The organism is Zestomonas carbonaria, from assembly GCF_904061905.1.
Taxonomy (GTDB): Bacteria; Pseudomonadota; Gammaproteobacteria; order Pseudomonadales; family Pseudomonadaceae; genus Aquipseudomonas; species Aquipseudomonas carbonaria.
Genome location: NZ_CAJFCI010000089.1, coordinates 16638 through 35923, shown reverse-complemented (window position 1 = coordinate 35923; position 19286 = coordinate 16638). Strand labels below are relative to the sequence as shown.

Annotated in this window: 23 protein-coding genes; 8 read left to right on the top strand and 15 right to left on the bottom strand. The window is 63.8% G+C overall.

Translation table 11 applies throughout. The features are described 5' to 3' along the window. Positions 1-335: 335 nt before the first annotated feature. The 4 genes from PSEWESI4_RS24235 to PSEWESI4_RS24220 all read left to right on the top strand — a co-directional run bounded on the left by PSEWESI4_RS24235 (position 336) and on the right by PSEWESI4_RS24220 (position 3337). Entirely contained in the window at positions 336-713 is a 378-nt protein-coding gene (locus PSEWESI4_RS24235; protein ID WP_187673801.1) for a hypothetical protein, read from the top strand. After that, the gene (locus PSEWESI4_RS24230; RefSeq protein WP_187673800.1) at positions 700-1446 is read left to right on the top strand and encodes an SDR family NAD(P)-dependent oxidoreductase; all 747 of its coding nucleotides are present in this window, start codon (positions 700-702) and stop codon (positions 1444-1446) included. Before PSEWESI4_RS24235 ends, PSEWESI4_RS24230 begins: the two co-directional genes overlap by 14 nt. A 220-nt stretch (positions 1447-1666) precedes the next feature. Further along, a complete protein-coding gene (gene ccoN / locus PSEWESI4_RS24225; RefSeq protein ID WP_187673799.1) occupies positions 1667-3094 on the top strand; it encodes a cytochrome-c oxidase, cbb3-type subunit I in 1428 nt (475 codons plus the stop codon). A gap of 9 nt (positions 3095-3103) precedes the next feature. Then, positions 3104-3337, top strand: a complete 234-nt coding sequence (locus PSEWESI4_RS24220; RefSeq protein WP_187673798.1) for a cbb3-type cytochrome c oxidase subunit 3 — start codon at positions 3104-3106, stop codon at positions 3335-3337. A 335-nt stretch (positions 3338-3672) separates the two neighbouring features. Here PSEWESI4_RS24220 and PSEWESI4_RS24215 read toward each other — a convergent pair whose 3' ends face one another. The 3 genes from PSEWESI4_RS24215 to PSEWESI4_RS24205 all read right to left on the bottom strand — a co-directional run bounded on the left by PSEWESI4_RS24215 (position 3673) and on the right by PSEWESI4_RS24205 (position 5775). Continuing rightward, on the bottom strand, positions 3673-4632 hold the full coding sequence (locus PSEWESI4_RS24215; RefSeq protein WP_187673797.1) for an HlyD family secretion protein: 960 nt from the start codon (positions 4630-4632) through the stop codon (positions 3673-3675). A gap of 2 nt (positions 4633-4634) precedes the next feature. Continuing rightward, a complete protein-coding gene (locus PSEWESI4_RS24210; protein WP_187673796.1) occupies positions 4635-5018 on the bottom strand; it encodes a DUF3302 domain-containing protein in 384 nt (127 codons plus the stop codon). A 109-nt stretch (positions 5019-5127) separates the two neighbouring features. Beyond that, positions 5128-5775 (bottom strand): TetR/AcrR family transcriptional regulator, encoded by a 648-nt coding sequence (locus tag PSEWESI4_RS24205; RefSeq protein ID WP_187673795.1) that lies wholly within the window; start codon positions 5773-5775, stop codon positions 5128-5130. A gap of 93 nt (positions 5776-5868) precedes the next feature. Between PSEWESI4_RS24205 and PSEWESI4_RS24200 the strand changes: the two genes are divergently transcribed. After that, the gene (locus PSEWESI4_RS24200) at positions 5869-6489 is read left to right on the top strand and encodes an NAD(P)H-dependent oxidoreductase (protein ID WP_187673794.1); all 621 of its coding nucleotides are present in this window, start codon (positions 5869-5871) and stop codon (positions 6487-6489) included. A 22-nt stretch (positions 6490-6511) separates the two neighbouring features. Here PSEWESI4_RS24200 and PSEWESI4_RS24195 read toward each other — a convergent pair whose 3' ends face one another. The 3 genes from PSEWESI4_RS24195 to PSEWESI4_RS24185 form a co-directional block, all read right to left on the bottom strand. After that, positions 6512-7432 (bottom strand): serine/threonine dehydratase family protein, encoded by a 921-nt coding sequence (locus PSEWESI4_RS24195; RefSeq protein WP_187673793.1) that lies wholly within the window; start codon positions 7430-7432, stop codon positions 6512-6514. Positions 7433-7551: 119 nt separating this feature from the next. Continuing rightward, positions 7552-8061 (bottom strand): DUF1097 domain-containing protein, encoded by a 510-nt coding sequence (locus PSEWESI4_RS24190; RefSeq protein ID WP_187673792.1) that lies wholly within the window; start codon positions 8059-8061, stop codon positions 7552-7554. Positions 8062-8095: 34 nt separating this feature from the next. Beyond that, positions 8096-8836, bottom strand: a complete 741-nt coding sequence (locus PSEWESI4_RS24185) for an SDR family oxidoreductase (protein ID WP_187673791.1) — start codon at positions 8834-8836, stop codon at positions 8096-8098. Positions 8837-8958: 122 nt separating this feature from the next. Here PSEWESI4_RS24185 and PSEWESI4_RS24180 point away from each other — a divergent pair, with 122 nt between their 5' ends. Further along, complete coding sequence (locus PSEWESI4_RS24180; RefSeq protein WP_187673790.1) at positions 8959-9849, top strand: LysR family transcriptional regulator; 891 nt, start codon at positions 8959-8961, stop codon at positions 9847-9849. A gap of 191 nt (positions 9850-10040) precedes the next feature. Beyond that, the gene (locus PSEWESI4_RS24175) at positions 10041-11015 is read left to right on the top strand and encodes an AraC family transcriptional regulator (protein WP_235979009.1); all 975 of its coding nucleotides are present in this window, start codon (positions 10041-10043) and stop codon (positions 11013-11015) included. 72 nt (positions 11016-11087) lie between these two features. Here the strand turns inward: PSEWESI4_RS24175 and PSEWESI4_RS24170 are convergent, their stop codons facing one another. From PSEWESI4_RS24170 to PSEWESI4_RS24155, 4 genes are all read right to left on the bottom strand, one after another. Further along, a complete protein-coding gene (locus PSEWESI4_RS24170) occupies positions 11088-11708 on the bottom strand; it encodes an isochorismatase family cysteine hydrolase (protein ID WP_187673788.1) in 621 nt (206 codons plus the stop codon). Positions 11709-11729: 21 nt separating this feature from the next. Then, a complete protein-coding gene (locus tag PSEWESI4_RS24165; RefSeq protein ID WP_187673787.1) occupies positions 11730-12464 on the bottom strand; it encodes a hypothetical protein in 735 nt (244 codons plus the stop codon). A 10-nt stretch (positions 12465-12474) separates the two neighbouring features. After that, positions 12475-13044, bottom strand: coding sequence for a cysteine hydrolase family protein (locus PSEWESI4_RS24160; RefSeq protein WP_187673786.1), 570 nt, complete (start codon positions 13042-13044; stop codon positions 12475-12477). A gap of 70 nt (positions 13045-13114) precedes the next feature. Continuing rightward, positions 13115-13939 (bottom strand): alpha/beta fold hydrolase, encoded by an 825-nt coding sequence (locus tag PSEWESI4_RS24155; protein WP_187673805.1) that lies wholly within the window; start codon positions 13937-13939, stop codon positions 13115-13117. Positions 13940-14383: 444 nt separating this feature from the next. Between PSEWESI4_RS24155 and PSEWESI4_RS24150 the strand changes: the two genes are divergently transcribed. Further along, on the top strand, positions 14384-14782 hold the full coding sequence (locus tag PSEWESI4_RS24150) for a helix-turn-helix domain-containing protein (protein ID WP_187673785.1): 399 nt from the start codon (positions 14384-14386) through the stop codon (positions 14780-14782). Between the two features lie 5 nt (positions 14783-14787). Here the strand turns inward: PSEWESI4_RS24150 and PSEWESI4_RS24145 are convergent, their stop codons facing one another. The 5 genes from PSEWESI4_RS24145 to PSEWESI4_RS24125 form a co-directional block, all read right to left on the bottom strand. Continuing rightward, complete coding sequence (locus PSEWESI4_RS24145; protein WP_187673784.1) at positions 14788-15726, bottom strand: AraC family transcriptional regulator; 939 nt, start codon at positions 15724-15726, stop codon at positions 14788-14790. Between the two features lie 119 nt (positions 15727-15845). Further along, positions 15846-16550 (bottom strand): LrgB family protein, encoded by a 705-nt coding sequence (locus tag PSEWESI4_RS24140; protein ID WP_187673783.1) that lies wholly within the window; start codon positions 16548-16550, stop codon positions 15846-15848. Further along, positions 16547-16900, bottom strand: coding sequence for a CidA/LrgA family protein (locus PSEWESI4_RS24135; RefSeq protein ID WP_187673782.1), 354 nt, complete (start codon positions 16898-16900; stop codon positions 16547-16549). The genes PSEWESI4_RS24140 and PSEWESI4_RS24135 overlap by 4 nt, the downstream gene beginning before the upstream one ends. Further along, entirely contained in the window at positions 16897-17385 is a 489-nt protein-coding gene (locus PSEWESI4_RS24130) for a DUF934 domain-containing protein (RefSeq protein ID WP_187673781.1), read from the bottom strand. The genes PSEWESI4_RS24135 and PSEWESI4_RS24130 overlap by 4 nt, the downstream gene beginning before the upstream one ends. Further along, the gene (locus tag PSEWESI4_RS24125) at positions 17382-19052 is read right to left on the bottom strand and encodes a nitrite/sulfite reductase (protein ID WP_187673780.1); all 1671 of its coding nucleotides are present in this window, start codon (positions 19050-19052) and stop codon (positions 17382-17384) included. Before PSEWESI4_RS24125 ends, PSEWESI4_RS24130 begins: the two co-directional genes overlap by 4 nt. Positions 19053-19286 lie beyond the last annotated feature (234 nt).

Genomic DNA, 19286 nt, shown 5'->3' with positions numbered 1-19286 from the left:
CCCCGGCAACGCCCCCGCGAACACGCCTCCCCGTCTCCATCCCCCTCGCATTCCCTGATCTTTTCCGGCCACCACCAGGATCGAGCATCTCCCGGGGTTGGGTCATAAGGACATTTAGAAGTCACAATGACCATTTATTGATAAGGTCATTTTGACATCAATGAAAAATAACTTATTGATAATGAACAATAAAATAAATGGCACGGAAAATGGAATGACGACAGGCGAACCAAAACCAGCGTGTAGGAAGAGAAATGAAACGTCACGTGCCATGCCCTCCCTCTTCGATCCTCGGAACAGACCACACCCCACTCAAGGAAATCCCAGGAACCATCATGAACAGACTGTCCTCCCTTGCGCTGTGCTTCGGCCTGCTCGCTTCCCAAGTAGCCCTGGCCGACCAGGTGATTCGTGAAGTACCCGACACTACCGCCGGCAAAGGCGTAGGGGCCTTGAGTGGCCTGATGCTTGGCGCCGCCGCCGGAGGCCCCATCGGCGGGCTGGTCGGCGCGGGCGCCGGCTTCTGGTTGGGGGGCTCGGCACAGCAAGCCGGCGGCCTCGACGAGAGAGCGTACGAAGTGGAAAACGATGTGGGAGAGCGCAGCGTCGTGCGCTCCCCCAACGCCCGGTTCTCTGCCGGCGAGGCCGTCACCCGCAAAGGTACACGCATCGTCTCCAGCGCCGCCGAGGAGCCGCTCCATGTCGAACGATGAATTCAAGGGTCGCCTTGCCGTGGTCACTGGCGCCAGCTCGGGAATCGGCCTGGCACTGACCGAACGACTACTGCAAAGAGGCACGCAGGTTTTGGCGATGGCTCGCCGCAGCGGTCACCTGCACGACCTGCATGAGCGTTTCGGCGACCAATTGCACTGGCTCGCCGGTGACGTCACCCGGCAGGCGGACCTCGACAAGCTGGCGCAGCATGCCCGATCGCTGGGACCGATCGACTACCTGGTCCCCAATGCGGGTATCGCCCAGCTAGCCGATGGCCTGGACAGCTCCGCCTTCGATCGACAGTGGGCGGTCAACGGCGCCGGCGCCCTGAATACCCTGGCCACCTTGCTCGAGCAACTGGCCAAGCCGGCATCGGTGGTATTCATCGGCACCTTCCTGTCGCAAGTGACCTTCCCGGGGCTGGCGGCCTATATCGCCTCGAAGTCGGCACTCAAGGCGCAGGCCAGGACCCTGGCCGTCGAACTGGCAACGCAAGGGGTACGCATCAACATGGTGTCTCCGGGCCCTACCGCGACCCCGATCTGGGGGACCCTGGGCCTGGACGACACCCAGCTCACCGAGGTGGCCGGCACGGTCAACCAGCGCCTGCTGGATGGGAAATTCCTGGATGCCGGGGCTATCGCCGACGTGATCGTCTTCCTGCTGTCGGAAGACGCACGCAGCATCCACGGGCAGGATCTGGTCGTGGATAACGGCTACACGCTGCGCTGAGATCGCTCCCGCCTGCTTGCAACGTTCCTTTGGTACAGGGTCCTAGCTGTTTCCGGGCCCTGTTTTTTCCAGCAATGAGGTTGCCCAGACGGATACCGTGTTCATTCTGATCCGTATCAAATAGAGAAATCTGAATCTGTGTTCGTCCACCTCGCGACGCTACAGTCCGCGCTCATCCGCATCCGACCCCAGCCCGTATCGGCCGTAGAGAAGACTGCCCATGAGCACAGCAATCGCAGAGCAACCATACAACTACAAGGTGGTACGCCAGTTCACGATCATGACCGTGGTCTGGGGCGTGGTCGGCATGGCCATGGGCGTGCTGATCGCCAGCCAACTGGTCTGGCCGCAGATGAACTTCGACCTGCCGTGGACCAGCTTCGGCCGCCTGCGTCCACTGCACACCAACCTGGTGATCTTTGGTTTCGCCGGTAGCGCGCAGTTCGCTGCCAGCTACTACGCGGTACAGCGCACTTGCCAGGCCCGGCTGTTCTCCGACCGACTCGCCGCCTTTACTTTCTGGGGCTGGCAGGCAGTGATCCTCATCCTGCTGGCGACCTTGCCGCTGGGATACACGACCACCAAGGAATACGCCGAAATCGAGTTCGCCGGTGCGGTATGGATGGCCATCGTCTGGGTCGCCTACGGCGTGGTGTTCTTCGGCACGCTGCTGCGCCGCAAGACCAAGCATCTGTACGTCGGCAACTGGTTCTTCGGCGCCTTCATCGTGGTCATCGCCATGCTCCACGTGGTCAACCACCTATCCATTCCGGTCGACTGGTTCAAGTCCTACCCGGTCTATTCCGGCGCTACCGACGCCATGGTGCAATGGTGGTACGGCCACAATGCGGTGGGCTTCTTCCTGACCACTGGCTTCCTGGGGATGATGTACTACTTCGTGCCCAAGCAGGCGAACCGCCCGGTGTACTCCTACCGACTGTCGATCGTGCACTTCTGGGCGTTGATCACCCTGTACATCTGGGCCGGCCCGCACCATCTGCACTACACCGCCCTGCCGGACTGGGCGCAGTCGCTGGGCATGGTGATGTCGATCATCCTCCTGGCGCCATCCTGGGGTGGCATGATCAACGGCATGATGACCCTCTCCGGTGCCTGGCATAAGCTGCGCAGCGACCCGATCCTGCGCTTCCTGGTGTTGTCGCTGGCGTTCTATGGCATGTCCACCTTCGAAGGCCCGATGATGGCCATCAAGACCGTCAACGCCCTCTCCCACTACACCGACTGGACCATCGGCCACGTGCACGCCGGGGCGCTGGGCTGGGTGGCGATGATCACCTTCGGTGCCGTCTACCACATGGTTCCGAAACTCTGGGGGCGCGAGCAGATGCACAGCGTCGGCCTGATCAACGTTCACTTCTGGCTCGCCACCATCGGCACCGTCCTCTACATCGCCTCGATGTGGGTCAACGGCATCACCCAGGGCCTGATGTGGCGGGCGATCAACGAAGACGGCACCCTGACCTACTCCTTCGTCGAAGCCCTGCAGGCCAGCCATCCCGGCTTCGTGGTGCGCCTGGTCGGAGGACTGTTCTTCCTCACCGGCATGCTGCTGATGGCCTACAACACCTGGCGTACCGTGCGCGCAGGGCAACCGGCGGTGGCCTACGTATCTGCCGCGACACACTGAGGCGCGTTCATGTTCTACCTGCTGTTCTCCACTCTGCTGCTGGTGGGTTTCTACGTCGCGGTGCAGTGGAACCTGCGCGAAGAGCGTCGTGGGGATATCGAGGAAGCCACCATGCTGCCGTTCGCCGACGACCCCGAAGTCGCCCGGCGCATGGAACTGGCGACCGGCCGCAGCAGTACCGGTTGCGCCTGCCCAGGTACCTGCAATGGAGACTGTGCATACTGGGGACGGCAGGATATCTGAACGGCCAGGGACTCTGGCGGATGAGAGCGAACGACGCGCCGAGCGCCACGGCGAACTCGTAGAGCGGGCCATGCCCGCGATGCTTTTCGCGGCCATGGGCCGCTCCTACGGTCGGGAGCGGAGTTCGCAGGTGGAGGAAACCCGGAGGTTCTGGATCAAGTGAATGCGCGGCGGGAATGATTGGCACAAGGCCCCATGAAACCCCGTAGGAGCGGGCCATGCCCGCGATTCGCGGTTGCGCCCGGACGGGGCATCTGCGTTGGCTGCGCGAGCAGGGCTCGCTCCTACGGCAAGCGGCGTCTTGCTTGTGAGATGGAGCTGAAAGTCGGTCCGTCCTAGTGGAACGGGAAGATGTAGTTCATCCACGCCGCCATGCGCAGCAGCACCTTGCGCATCACCGCCACATGATGGAAATGCTGGCTGTAGACAGCCGCCTGGCCATAGGCGCCGCCGGGCATCAGGCCGCTGTAGGGCGCAAATTCCGGGTCGGTGATTTCGATGAACACCGGTACCCGCCCCGGCGGTGGACTACCGGTGAAGCTCAGCAAGGTGCCGGATGGCTGCACCTGGCCCTCACCTATCACCGATATGACCTGCTTCACCTTGCCGGTGAAGACCTTGCCGGGAACCCCGTCGAAGGCGATCTCGGCCTCGTCGCCGGCGACCAGGCGCAGTTGACTGTTCTGACGCATCCAGGCGACGAAGTAATGCCCCTCGTCCGGGATGAACACCATCGATGGCCGCAGCGGCAGCTTGGTCGCCATCATCCCCGGCCGCAGGGAAACGTGCGTGACATAGCCCTTGGCGGGCGCTCGCACGGTGGTGCTGTCCAGTTCGAAGCGGGCGATGTTGAGTTGCGCCTGCAAGTCTTCGACGCGGGCGGTGGCGATATCCAGGTCGCGGCGGTTGCCGACATTGCGCTTGACCAGCTCGCTCGCGCGGTGAAGGTCGGCCCGGGCCGAAACCATCTGGGCCTGGAGCGACTTGACGCGGTTTTCGAAAGGAGTCGGATCGATGCGGAACAGCACATCGCCCTTTTCCAGCGGCTGGTTGGGGCGAACCGGTACTTCGACGACCTGCCCGCTGACGACGGGGATCACCGGCGTGGAAACGAAGTAGCTACGGGCTACCTCCGAATAGGGGTGGTTGTAGTTCATGGTGAAGATCAGCGCGCCGATCAGCACTACGCCGCCGAGAACGGCGGTCGGTACCGTCCACTTGTTCAGCGGGATGCGGAATATCTTGAATACGGCGATGGCGATGGCCGCATAGGTCAGAATCAACAGCAGATCCATGATTACGATCCCTCGTTCGGCTGCGGTTCAGGCAATGGCGGTTGCGATGGCGGAGGCGATTCCGGCTGGCGCGTTTCCAGAGCGGCCAATCGTTCCTGCAACTGCGCCACCTGCTGTTCGAGCCGCTGCACGTGCGCTTGCGGCGAACCGCCAGCGCCGAATCCCCAGCCGCGATCCTCGCGATATAACATCGCCCAGATCCACAGGAACGGCCAGATTGCGTGCAGCGTGAACAGGCTGACCCAACCCGTCGCATGGATGGCGTCCTGATGCGGGTGGTTGCGGCTCACGGCGATTTCATAGGGGATGTCGTGCAGCACGATGATCCCGTAGAACAGGACCAACCCGACGAACACCAGCAGTCCAAGGGCAAAATAATCAAGCATGGTGGCTTCCTTCTCCTTTCTTCAAATCCGTCATTACCTTCCTGAGCCTCCTCGGGCCCGAGCCTGATGGAGGATAGCCAAGCCGATCCTCGTCGGGCATCGGTGGCTGTCACCGCTCGCTCGCGGCGACATGATGAGTACCGCCATTCGCGCTTCTCTCGACCATCGCGACGATCGTTTCGAAGAGTTCGTCCTGGGCCTGCCTAGGGGTGATTTCTCCGGTCACGGCGGCATGGGACAGCGCCTCGGCCGCGCCGAGCATCGCCCGCAGGCCCGCCGGTGCGATGGTTCCAGCCCCGGCGAACGGAGCCAGGGCGATCCGGCATTTCTCCATGAAGACCGCCTCGTACTCGCGCTTGATCTGTTCGAGTTCCGGCGAGCTGGCCAGCGCGGCGATCACCCCGGGTATCTCGCGGCCCTGGAGCAGCACGCACTCGATATAGGACACCGCGATGACCGCCGCCCTGCCCGCCAGCGTCGGTTCGCTTGCCCGTAGCGCGGCGTCCATGAGCAGCGTCTGGCGTGCGTCGAAATCCTGGTAGAGCGCCGCCAGCAGCCCGGAGCGGGTGCCGAAGTGGTCGTAGACGACCGGCTTGGTAACGCCCGCCTGCTCGGCGAGCCGCCCCAGCGTCAGGGCTTCCGTGCCCTCCTCCCGGACCAGCCGCCAGGCGACGTCCAGCAACTGGCGCTGCCTTTCTTCCCTCGACAGACGGCGGCGCGGCCGTGGGCTGGAGCTCCGTTCCTCGCTGCTTGACATGCTTACCTACCAAAAGTAACTTACCAAAGGTAACTTGCTAGAAGCATATAAGGCTTGCCCTTCGCCCGCAATCAGCCAGCAGGAGTCTTCGCCATGCACGCACTCATCATCGTCGCCCATCACGATCCCCAGTCGCTCACCCATAGCCTTGTCGCGCAGGTCGCGGAAGGCGTGGTCCTGTCCGGTCCCGGCAACTCCTTCGAAATCGCCGACCTCGCGGCGGAGGGCTTCGATCCGAGGTTCGGCATGGCCGACCACGCCGTCCACCGCAGGCAGGCGCCGCCTCCCGCCGATGTCCTCGCCGAGCAGGCGCGGATCGACCGCGCCGATGCCCTGGTGCTGGTCTATCCGGTCTACTGGTGGTCGATGCCGGGGCTGCTCAAGGGCTGGATCGATCGCGTGTTCTCCAACGGCTGGGCGTTCGACTTCAGCCTGGATACCAATCTGGAGAAGAAGCTTCACCACCTCCGGGTGCACCTCATCGGCGTCGCCGGTGCCGACGAGGGAACCTTTTCGCGGCACGGCTATTTCGAGGCCATGAAGACGCAGATCGACCATGGGATCTTCGATTACTGCGGCGCACGCGTCGTGACTTCCGAGATCATGTTCGAATCGGAAACCCGGGACCCAGGCGTTCACCTGAACGCCGCGCGCGACATCGGCCTCGATCTTTTCGCGGCAGCCAGGCGATGCGAGGCGGCCGAGGCGGTGTGAGCGCCGGCAGGACGCTGGCCGATCACTCGGCCAGCGCTGCCCGCCACTTCCGCAGTTGGTCGAAGCTCGCCGTCACGCCGCCGCAGACCACCACTAGGATGTTGCCTTCCGGCAGCATGTCCCGGACCTGATAGGGAATCGCCAGGCTGGCGCCGCAGGCCGGTTCGACGAGGATGCGGTGGTCGTCGAGAAAGCGCTCGCAGGCATCCAGCGCCGCCAGGTCGCTCACCACGCAACTGCGCACCGGGTGCTGGCGCGCCAGATCGAAGGCGTGCTGGCACACCTGCCTGGCGCCGAGCGACGTGGCGATGCTCTCGATCCGTTCGAGCTCGACGCGCCTGCCCTCCTCCAGCGAACGGGCCAGTCCCTCCGCGCCACGGGTTTCCACGGTGATGACCGGGACATCGCCCCAGCCGTTGCGCCGCAAGCCCTCGACCACGCCGCTGAACAAACCGCCTCCGCCTACCGAAAGCACCACCGCGTCGGGTTTCGGACCGCTCCGCGCCACTTCGTCCACCAGCGTGGCATGGCCTTCCCAGAGCCGCGGATCGTCGAAGGGATGCAGGAAGGCATCGTCCGGGCCCAGCATCGACAGCGCCAGCTCGTTGGCCTCGTGCCAGGTCTCGCCGTGCACCACCAGTTCGGCGTTTTCCTGGCGGATCAACTGCCGGGCGCGCTCGGTGGTGCTCTGCGGTACCACCACGGTCACCGGGATGGACAGGTTGCGTCCGGCATAGGCCACGGCTATCCCGGCGTTGCCGCCGGACGACGACACGAACCGGCGCTTGCCCTGGCGCGCATGGATTTCGCAGGCGGCGCCGATGCCACGGATCTTGAACGAGCCGGGCGGTTGCAGCGCTTCGAGCTTGAGCCAGATGGAGCGCCCTGCCGCGAGGCTGAGCGGACGGGACTGGATGAGCGGGGTTTCGATATGCAGGGTCATCGGGCTCTCACTTCGCATGCAAGGAGCCCAAGCATAAGGCCGCCCGGCCCGGCTCGCACCGGTCGCTTTCGACCGGCCGCGAGCCGCGTGGCAGATCGACGATGCTGGCCACCTGATCATCAACTGTGAGGCGCGAGCCGCTGTTGCAATTTCACGCACAGCCAGCCGGCGGACGAGCCCAGCGTGCTGGCGCCGCCAAGATGGAACAGGCTCTCCAGCGATGGCTCCAGATGCGAGGCGAAGAACGCGATCAGGCCAAGGAAGTAGGCGAGGACGTTGTTCAACAGCGGCAAGCCGCGCAGCGAGACGACAATGATCGCAACCGCGAATACCACGGCGGGTAGCGCGAGGCGTCCCAGCGGGGGCGTGAGCGCGCCGACCGCCAGAGCCGCGGCGACACCGAAGGCGAGGCCCAGCCAGACGCAGGCCAGGTTGATCGCCCCGTCGCGCGCGTTCACGCCTCGGGTGAAGAACGCCACCCAGCCCACGAACATCGCCCAGACCGGCACCGACAGGGCGACGCTGGAGCCTGCCGCCAAGGCGGCCACGACGGCGGCAATGGCGCTGAACGCGACGAAACGGATGCTGGAGTGCAGGGAACGGTTCGGCATGTCGAGCTGATCGCTCATGATCGGCTTCCTCCTTCGGTGATGGCGTGCGGCATCAAACCAGGCCGCCGTTGGCACGCAGGACCTGGCCGTTGACCCAGCCCGCATCCGGTCCGGCGAGGAAGGCCACCACCGAGGCGATGTCTTCCGGCTGGCCGAGGCGTTCGAGGGGCGGCATCTTGGCGAAGCTCTGGATCTGCTCTTCGCTCTTGCCACGCAGGAACAGCTCGGTGGCGACCGGTCCCGGCGCGACGGCGTTGACCGTGATGCCGCGGCCGCGCAGCTCCTTGGCGAACACCCTGGTGAAGGCTTCCACCGCCGCCTTGGTGCCGTTGTAGACCCCATAGCCGGGCAGGTTCAGGCCGAGCACCGAGGTGGAGAAGTTGACGATCCGCCCGCCGCCATTCAGGCGAGCGCTGGCTTCGCGCAGGGTGTTGAACACGCCACGGACGTTGATGTTGAAGGTCTGCTCGAAGAGTTCGTCGCTGCTCTCGGCAAGCGGGACGACCTTGAGGATGCCGGCGTTGTTGACCAGCACGTCGACCTTGCCGAGGCGCCGTTCGGTTTCCTCGAGCAGGCGCTTCACGTCGCCGGTGCTGGCGACGTCGGCTTGCACGGCGATAGCCCGGCCGCCTTGCGCTTCGATGGCGGCGACCAGGGCAGCGGCCTCGGCGGCGCTGCTGGAGTAGTTGATGGTAACGGCGAATCCATCGCGGGCGAGCCGCTTGGCGACTTCGGCGCCGATTCCACGGGAGGCGCCGGTGACGATGGCGACTTTGGAGGTCTGGATGCTCATGGTGATTGTCCTGCCTGAGAGTGAGTGGTGAAGGCAGGAGCAGGTTCACATGGGCGACAAAGCGGATAAATACTCCTGAGTTGCCTTTACTATTCAAGAATCACCAACAATAGGAACGCCCAGTGGATCAGGTGAAAGCCATGAAAGTCTTCGTTCGCATCTACGAACGAAGCAGCTTCACCCAGGCCGCCGAAGACCTGGCGATGCCGCGCGCGACCATCACCCACACCATGAACCAGCTCGAAGCCTGGCTCGGCACGCGGCTGCTGGAGCGCAGCACCCGCAGGGTCAAGGCCACCCTGGACGGCGAGGCCTACTACGCACGTTGCGTGCACCTGCTGGCCGAGCTGGAAGAGGCGGCGCAGGCCTTTCGCAGCGTCGCACCCAAGGGGCGGCTGCGGGTGGACATGCACGGCACCCTGGGCAGGCATTTCGTGATCCCCGCCCTCCCCGACTTCCTCGAACGCTACCCCGACATCGAACTGGCGATCAGCGAAGCGGACAGGTTCGTCGACCTGATCGAGGAAGGCGTCGATTGCGTGCTGCGTGCCGGTTCGCTGGGCGACTCGTCGCTCGTCGGCCGGCGCCTGGCCAACCTGCCCCAGGTCACGTGCGCCAGCCCGGCGTATCTCCGCAAGTTCGGGGTCCCGGAGAGCCTGGACGACCTGGCCGAGCACCGGGCGGTGAACTACCAGTCGAAAACCACGGGCCGCAGCTTTCCCTTCGAGTTCATGGTCGACGGCGCGGTCCGGGAGGTCGATATAGGCGGCTCGGTGGCCGTGTTCGGAGCCGAGATCTACACCGCCTCGGCGATCGCCGGCATAGGCCTCATCCAGGTGCCTCGCTACCGCGTGGCGGTGCAGATCGAACAGGGCCTTTTGCGCGAAGTGCTGCCTGAGTTCCCACCGCCGCCAATGCCGGTGTCGGTGCTGTATCCGCACAACCGGCACATGTCACCCCGTGTGCGGGTATTCGTGGACTGGCTAGCACAACGGTTCAGCGACGAACGCTAGTTCTGTAATTCGGACTTTTGGTCTATATCCTTTCTGGTTTCATGCATTTCGCGACAGTTGATGTGCATTTGATAGTACGGCGAAGCGTGGCCCTCACTGCAAAGGCAGCCACACGACTGGACCACGGTCACCAAGGGAGCGGGAAGGTAATGGACAGTGTACGCGGCACGGCTTTCTTGAGGTTCGGGGACATGGTCGCCCGGCACGGTTCGTCAGTACGTGACTACCTGGCGCCGCACAACATTTCCCCCGACGTGGTCGGTGACTACGAGAAGAAGCTTTCCTACAAGAGCCTGGCCCAGATATTCCAGGGCGCCTCGCACGCCATGGGCATGCCCCATTTCGGGATGGAGCTGGCCACCCGGCAGGGCCTGAAACTGCTGGGCCCCCTGCATTACCTGGCGCAGTCGGCGGCCACGGTGGGCGATGGGATGGAGGCGGTGCTGCGCTACATGCGCTTCTACAGCCCTTCGATCCTTTACAACCTGGAGCGTCGATCCGCATCCCAGAGCGCCCTGCTGTGCTTCGAGAACAACCTGCCGAGCAGCCTGGAGACGCCGCAGATCATCGAGAAATCGGTCTTGCAAGGCTGCTTGCTCGTGTCCGAGCTGCTGGGCTCGGCATGTTCTCCAAAGGTGGTGCTGCTTCGCCACGGGCCGCAGTCGGACATGGCCCAGTACGCTCGTTACTTCGCCTGCCCGGTGCTGTTCAACCGGGACGTCAACGCCGTGGTGCTCAACCTGAAAGATCTCGAGCAGGCCTGCGTCCATCACGATCCGATGCTGCATTCGATCACTCGCTTCTACCTGGACGCCCACTGCGCCCCCGATTCCGGCCTGCACGCCGAAGTGAACCGGCAGATCCGTATCCTGCTGCCCAAGCAGCGCTGCAACCTGGAGCAGGTCGCCCTGGCTTTGGACATGAACGCCCGGACCCTGCAACGCCGCCTGGACAGCGCGGGGCTGGACTTCGAGCACCAACTCGACCTGCTGCGTCGCCAACTGGCCGAGCAACTGCTGTGCGGCTCCTCTCTGAACGTGACGCAGATCGCCAGCGAGCTCGGCTACCGCGGCATCACGTCCTTCTGCCGGGCTCACAAACGCTGGTTCGGCATGGCCCCGCTGGAGCATCGCAAACGCCGGGGCAGGATCGCTGTCGAGCGGTAACCGGGCCGTTCAGCGCGCCTTGAACTGCTGGCAGGATTGACTTCGCCGGAATGCAAAACGTGCGGTATGGGCTCAAGGCAACGCAGCGATAAGCTCTGCCGTGGTCAGGATGGCATGTGCATAGGTAGGCCCGTTGATCTCGTGGGCGGCATGCATGGCCTCGGGGGTGAATGCCGCCGTGGCATCCCGGACCAGTGTCACGTGATACCCCAGTTCCGCGGCGAATCGGCCGGTCGATTCGATACAGGTGTTGGCCAGCATGCCGACCACCACGACCTTCTCGATGCCGTGCTGCTTGAGCTGGAAGTCGAGATCGGTATTGGCGAAACCGCTGCCGCCCCAGTGTTCCTGAACGACGACGTCGCCCTCCCGGGGCTGGAAGTCAGGGTGCCACTCCCCTCCCCAGCCATCCACCGCGAACACTTGCGCTCGACCGGCTCCCAACTGGTACGGGCTCGGGTGTTTCCAGCCTTGATAATCGTCGGGACGCGCCCGATGGTGTGGCACGTAGAAGATCTGAATTCCGGATGCGCGTGTTGCCGCGACGACCTCTCTCAGGTGATCCAGCGTGCCGACGGCCTCGGCTACCGGCTTGGCAAGGCCGTTCAGCTTGCCGCCCTCGCTGAGAAAATCGTTATACGGATCGACGAGCAACAGACCGGTATTTCCACATGCGTAGATACTGGCAGTCATGATGGGCTCCCTCCAAAGGCTTCAGGGCTTGCTGACGCTCCAGGTTGCCGGCAGGGACAGATCGCCGGAGGCTACGTCCCATACGCTGCTGACACACAACAGCGGGCTATGCAGGTCGGCATTGACTTGCAAGGCGGCGGTTACGCCGTCGTAGTTGAAGCTTTCCGGAAAACCGACGGCGGCCAGCGGGACACGGATCTGCGCGGCATCGTCCCGGACGTTCAGGTCATAGCCGGGAGAGTCGATGTAGATAGGCGCACCAGGCCAGGTAGCGGGCAGTTTCGGTTTCGCCCCCTCAGGAATGTCACGCACCTTGAGGCCGCTCGGCCCACACGTCGGGTCCTTGGTCAGCACCACCCAATGTGAATGCCAGAGACCGCCGTCGTTATCGTTCTTGCCATCGCCGTTCTCGTCGAGCAGCGGGGTATCGTCGAAGTCCGGATGCGAGGTCAGCGCCAGGGCGAGAATCCCCGATCCCGTCTCGAAACCGACCGATGCGCTGTCGAGCGAGGTCGGCCATACATAGCTGTAGACCTCGGCACCGGCGAAGCTGCCCTTGGCTGTGGGCATGCGGCTGCCGGCCTTGCCGTCGACCAGTTGCTCGAAGACCAGATTGTCGCCTTCCTTGAAGACGCGGGTATGCACCAGGTCGAAGGCAGCTTCGACCTGGCCCTTATCACTATGGATACCGCCGCCGTCATGAGCGAAAGCCGGCAGGGCGAACAGGACCGAGGCCAGGGCGAAAGAATGTTTCATATCGAACCCCTTACTTGTTCAGGTATTCGTCGGTGGAAAGCACTGGGGCATAACCAAAGCTGAGCGCGGCCATGAACGCGGCATGGACCTGCTCGGATGGCACCTTCACACCATTGAACTCGAGGTCCAGCGTGGCGCAGGCATCATGGATGACCGTGGTCTTGTAGCCGAAGTCGACGGCTGCGCGGGTAATGCCGTCGACGCACATGTGGCTCATGTTGCCGACCACCACGACTTCATCGATGCCATTGCGATCGAGCACCTTTTTCAGGTCGGTATCGCGGAAGGAATTGATGTAGTTCTTCAGCACCACATGCTCGTCAGGCCGGTTGATCACGCTAGGATGCAACTGGGCGCCTTCGGAGCCCGGCCTGAAGAATGGGGCCTCGTCGCTGGGGAATTCATGGCGAATGTGCACCACCAGGTCACCGCTATTGCGGAAGGTATCGATCAGTTGGGCGGCTTTGCGGGCGGCTTCCTCGACGTTGCTCAGGGTCCACCGGCCGCCAGGGAAATAGTCATTCTGGATGTCGACGACAATCAGGGCTTTCTTGCTCGAACCGTTGCTGGGGCTGGTCATGGCGTGTTCCCTCCTGCTGGTGATGGGCCGATAGCAGAGCTATCGGCTGGGATGGATGTATTCAAGGCGATCAGCTTTTCAGGAATGCCAGCATGTCCGCGCAAAGCTGTTCCTTGTGGGTGTCGGTGATACCGTGTGGAGCACCGGGATAGATCACCAGCCTGGCGTTGCGGACCAGTTTTGCCGACGCTCGCGCGGCTGCATCGACTGGCACGATCTGATCGTCGTCGCCATGCAGGATCAGGGTAGGAATGTCGAATTTCTTCAGATCCTCGGTGAAATCGGTCTCCGAGAACGCCTTGATGCAGTCATAGGCATTCTTGTGACCGGCCATCATCCCCTGCATCCAGAATGCATCGATGATCCCTTGCGATGGCTTGGCGCCCGTGCGGTTGAAGCCGAAGAACGGGCCGCTGGCGATATCCCGGTACAACTGCGAGCGATTGGCGATGGAGCCGGCTCGTATCTCGTCGAATACCGAGATTGGCAGGCCACCGGGGTTCGCCTCGGTCTTCAGCATCAGCGGAGGAACTGCGGAGATCAGCCCGGCCTTGGCCACCCTCTTGCTACCATGCCGGCCGATATAGCGCGCCACCTCACCGCCCCCGGTCGAGAAACCGAACAACGCGGCATCCTTGACGTCCAGCGTGTCGAGCAACTGCGCCAGGTCATCCGCGTAGGTGTCCATCTCGTTTCCGTCCCAGGGTTGGCTGGAACGACCATGCCCCCGTCTGTCATGGGCAATGACGCGGTAGCCGTTGGAGGCCAGGAACAGCATCTGCGCTTCCCAGCTATCGGCGTTCAGCGGCCAACCATGGCTCAGGACGACGACAGGGCCGGAACCCCAGTCCTTGTAGTAGATCTGCGTGCCGTCTCGGGTCGTGATAGTGCTCATGATCTTTCTCTCTCCAGCTCGTTGCAGGGGGTCGGAGGTCGAAGCGCTCGAAACGGGCAGGACCAGGCCGGCAGCGAGAACCGCCGAGCCTGCCAGCAGGGTACGACGGCTCAAGACGACGCCGGGCGTGGATTCGTGATGCCTCATATGGTTCCCCTTCTGCGGGTAGGCGCTTCGGTGAAGTCGCAACTCCCCGAATGCGTGCCTCGTCGCGGCCTGCCATGATCCGCTCGTGTGCCACCGGTCGATGGTGCGAGCGATACGTCAAGCCGCTGGAACTGGGGATTACGTATCACTGGATTCTGCTGAAACCGCATGGAGCCAACTACGTAAAATCGGCAAGGAACCAGGATCGAACGCTCCTGTGTTGTTTGCCTGTTTTACGTAGCGTGGCTGATATGTCCGGAGCAGGCTGCTGGCAGCTCCGACACGGGTCAGGCAGACATGCCCAATAGAAAAGCCAAGGCCGCGCAATCCCGAAGTACGCCAGGCAGACAGCGCATTTCGCGACGAGAGATCATCACCAAGGTGTTGAAGGTGCTGCCGCGCAAGGAAAACAAGCCATTGCGTCTGGTCGATCTGTGCAAGCTGGCCGGGGTCAGTGAGCGGACCTTGCGTTCGATCTTCCTGGAAACCTTCGGCATCGGGCCTTGCCGCTACCTGCGCCTACGCCGCCTGCACCTGCTCCGTGCAGCGCTTGCGGTTGCCACGCCCAGCCACGCGACGGTCGCCGGCATTGCCGCTCGCTTCGGTTATTCGGATTGCGGTCGCATGGCCACGGAGTACCACGCGCTGTTCGGCGAGTACCCGAGCCAGACACTCAGTCGCGGGGTGAATGAATAGCCCAATCAGCGCGGCCGGCTGGCCAACGCTTGCGATGGCAGCTCGCCGAAGTAGCTCATGTACTGCCTGGCCAGCCGGCCGAAATCCCATACGCCGTATCGGGCACAGATGCTGGTAATCGTCTCTCCTGGCTGCGCACGGCGAATCGCCGAGCGAATGGCATGCAGCCGGTACAGCATCAGGTAGCGATGCGGGCTCATCCCCAGATAGCGATTGAACACAGTGCGCACGGTACGTTCCGACGCATGGGTCGCGGCACACAGATCCTCCAGATAGACCGGCGCCTCCTCCAGCGAGGCAAGCAGTTCCAAAGCCTCGCGCAAGATCCTGCGATGATCCAGGCAGTGGCGAACGGTCGGATTGGATACGTCGAGTGGTAGCAGGGTGTGGAACACCATGTCCATCAACTCGGTACGAGCCGCGTGCTCGGCAACGGGGTTGTGCAAGTCTTCGGGGGAATGCTCGTCGATATGGAACAGGCGGTGGGCAAGCCAGACCAGCGGAGTGACGTCCATCTGCGCGACGCCTACCAGATTGCGTGCCAGGATCGAGAAATCGAACTCGTCCTCGTGGATACCGGCCCAGCGCAACACCAGATCGCACGACATGGCCACCGTCAGCCAGGTCGCGGGCCGACTGGCATCGATATGGAACATGACATCCGGAACCATCCAGCCAATCCGCCGATGATCGAAGCGCTGGCCATCGACTACCGTGGTCTCCCTTCCGCTCACCGGCAGGAAGATGTTGAAGAACTCGGGTAGCCCTACACCGCTATAGAGGGTTCCCGCGCCCTCGCGACCGAGCATCAGTGCGACGCCATTCAGATCGACGACCCTGAGTCTCCAATCGCGTTGCTGGCGTGAACGCAACAGATAGTGCCCCTGCACGCCGTACAACGCCTCCTCGAACTCATCGAACTCAGCGCAGATGAGCTTGCTCATAGGGCAACCTCCCCAGTCGAAACAGTGCCCTCCCATTTTTGAATGACAGCGGAGATGACAGCGTGCTTGAAGTGTAGAGGCAGCCTGAGCGAGCCGCGTGCGCGAGGATGAGTGGAGGCCTACCCACCCAGGATCACCGGCATCAGCAAGGCCGTCCCGATCCCCAGCAGGCTCATGGCCAGGGCGGCGAAGGCGCCGCACTCCTCTCCTTCCTCCAGCGCGCGGGCGGTGCCGATGGCGTGGGCGTTCATGCCATAGCTAAGGCCACGGGCCGCCGGATGATCGACTCGCGCCCAGCGCAGCAGCAAGGGGCCGAAAGCGGTGCCGATCACGCCGGTAAGCATGACCATGACCGCCGCCAGCGAGGCGATACCGCCGATCTGCTCGGCCACCAGCATGGCGATGGGCATGGTCACCGACTTCGGCGCCAGGCTCATCAGCACCGCCCAGTCGGCACCGAGCAGGTGACCGATCAGCAGGGTCAGGGCGACAGTGAGCACACCGCCGACCACGAGGGTGATCAGGATCGGCCAGAGCAACTGGCGGATGCGCCTGAGGTTGTGGTGCAGAGGCACCGCCAGGGCGATGGTCGCCGGGCCGAGCAGCAAGGCGATGGGCTCCGCGCCCTGGCGATAGGTGGGGTAGTCCACCCCGCAAACCAGCAAGGCTCCCACCACCAGGAGCATGGCCACCATCACCGGCTGCAACAGCAACCAGCCGCTGCGCTTGTACAGCACCAGGGCCAGGTGGAAGGAAGCCAGGGTAAGGCCAACGGCGAACAGCGGCTGTCCGACGAGCACCGGCCAGGCGGACGCCACGCTCATGGATCACGCTCCATTCGCCTGGCGAGGGTCTGCAGCAGCCAGCCGCAGAACGGCACGGTCACCAGCAGCGACAGAACCAGCGCGGCGGCGATGGCTGGCAGTTCACCGAGCAGCTTGTCGCCGCTGACCATGATGCCCGCCGCCGGCACCACCAGGAACAACGGCAGGTACTGCAGCAATCCATTCGCCGCCAGCCGCAGCGGCTCAGGCACCTCGCCACGCAACAGCAGGCAACCGAACAACAGCAGCAGGCCGATGATCGACCCCGGGAGTCCCGGCAGAAACAGGGCATTGATGAGGCTGCCCAGCAATTGCAGGACGACCAGATAAAGCAACCCCTTCAGCATCATCCCCCCCTCCCCCGGCGAAACAGCGGGCGCGGTTCCAGCGCCGAGCGTCCGTACAGCACGCTGATGCCGGCCAGGCCCTTGAGAGCGTCCTCCGCCGATTTGTCCGCGCGCACGGCGAAGGCATCGAAACCGCACTGGCGCATATGGCTGAGCTGGTCGCGCAGCACGTCGCCGACCGCGCGCAACTCGCCTCGCCAGCCCAGCCGCGTGCGCAACAGATAGGCCAGGCTGTAGGCGCGGCCGTCGCGGAAGCTGGGGAAGTCCAACGCGATCAATGGCAGTTCGGCAAGCCAGGGTTGCAGCGCCTCGGGTTCGTCTCCTGGGGCCAGCCAAACGCCCTGGCCGACTTCCCGCCGCTCGAGCCATAGCGGCAACGGCAGGATCAGTCGGTCGCCACTCGCCTCGTCGCCATCGCGCACCAGGTTCCAGGGATCGTCGTCGATCAGTCGCGGCTGACCGTCGACCAGGCGGATCAGGTTGTTCATGCCGATTGCACCTCCCGGCCGTAGACCCGCTCCTTGAACGGCTCCAGGCCGATGCGCTGGACGGTGTCGACGAAGCGTTCCTCCGCTTCGCGGTAGTCGGTGTAGGTGCGCAGCAGATGCTCGATCACCTCCGGGACTTCGGCGGCGCTGAACGACGGGCCGATCACCCGGCCCAGCGCGCTGTCCTGGCCCTGGGCGCCGCCGATGGTCACCTGGTACCACTCGCTGCCGTTCTTGTCGACGCCGAGGATGCCGATGTTGCCGATATGGTGGTGGCCGCAGGCGTTCATGCAGCCGGAGATGTTCAGGCTCAGTTCGCCGAGGTCGTGCAGGTAGTCGAGGTCGTCGAAGCGCTGCTGGATCGCCTGGGCGATGGGGATCGACTTGGCGTTGGCCAGCGAGCAGTAGTCGCCGCCGGGACAGGCGATGATATCGGTCAGCAGCCCGACATTCGGCGTCGCCAGCCCGGCCTCGCAGGCTTCCAGCCAGAGCGCGTGCAGGTCGGCCTTGGCGATGTCCGGCAGGATCACGTTCTGTTCGTGGGCGATACGGATTTCGCCGAAGCCGAAGCGCTCGGCCCAATCGGCGATGCGCTCCATCTGCCCGGCGGTGACATCCCCCGGTGGCGCGGCCGGCCCGGGCTTGGTGGACAGCACCACCGCCGCGTAGCCGGGCACCTTGTGCGGCTGCACGTTGCGCGAAACCCAGCGCGCGAATTCGGCGTCGCTGGCCAGCGCGGTGCCGAAACCGAGGTCACTGTCGTCCAGGCGCTCGTAGGATGGCGGCTCGAAGGCGGCGGCGACCCGCTGGTATTCGGCCTCGGTCAGCTCGGCCGGGCCGTCCATGATGTGCCGCCACTCCTCCTCCACCTCGCGGGCGAAGGCTTCGATGCCCAGCGCCTTGACCAGGATCTTGATCCGCGCCTTGTACTTGTTGTCGCGCCGGCCGTGGCGGTTGTACACGCGCAGGATGGCCTCGACATAGGACAGCAGGTGCCGCCAGGGCAGCGCCTCGCGAATCTGCCGGGACAGGATAGGCGTGCGCCCCAGCCCGCCGCCGACCATCACCCGCAGCAACAGCTCGCCGTCGGCATCGCGGTAAAAATACAGGCCGATGTCGTGCATCATCACCGCCGCGCGGTCCTCCTCGGCGGCGCACAGGGCGATCTTGAACTTACGCGGCAGGAACAGGAATTCCGGATTGACCGTCGACCACTGGCGGAGGATTTCCGCCAGCGGGCGTGGGTCCAGCAACTCGTCGGCGGCGACCCCGGCGAAGGCCTCGGTGGTGATGTTGCGCACGCAGTTGCCGGACGTCTGGATGGCGTGCATCTCCACATCGGCGAGCCGTTCGAGGATATCCGGCACCTGCTCCAGCTCGATCCAGTTGAACTGGATGTTCTGCCGCGTGGTGAAGTGGCCGTAGCCACGGTCGTAGTCCCAGGCGATGCCGGCGAGCGTCCGCAACTGCCCGCTCGACAGCGTGCCGTAGGGAATCGCCACCCGCAGCATGTAGGCATGCTTCTGCAGGTACAGGCCGTTCTGCAGGCGCAGCGGCAGGAACTCCTCCTCGCTCAGTTCGCCAGCAAGGCGCCGCTGCACCTGATCGCGGAACTGGGCGACACGCTCATGGACCAGCGCGCGGTCGTAATCGTCGTAGTGATACATGCCAGGGTCTCATCGGCGGCCCTCTGTGCGGGGCTCTCGGGAGACGACTATGGCCTGGCGGAGGTGATACGTAACAGACTCAGATCGAGCGCGAAAAAGCGGATCAGATGTGTGCGGAGGGGCAGGAAACGAGGCGATAGATGTGCACAGGTATCAGAGAGAACGCTACGAGCTTCGACCAGGGCACTTCATCGAAGCACCCTGGCGTGCGAACGGGTCAGTCGTGGCCTTTGA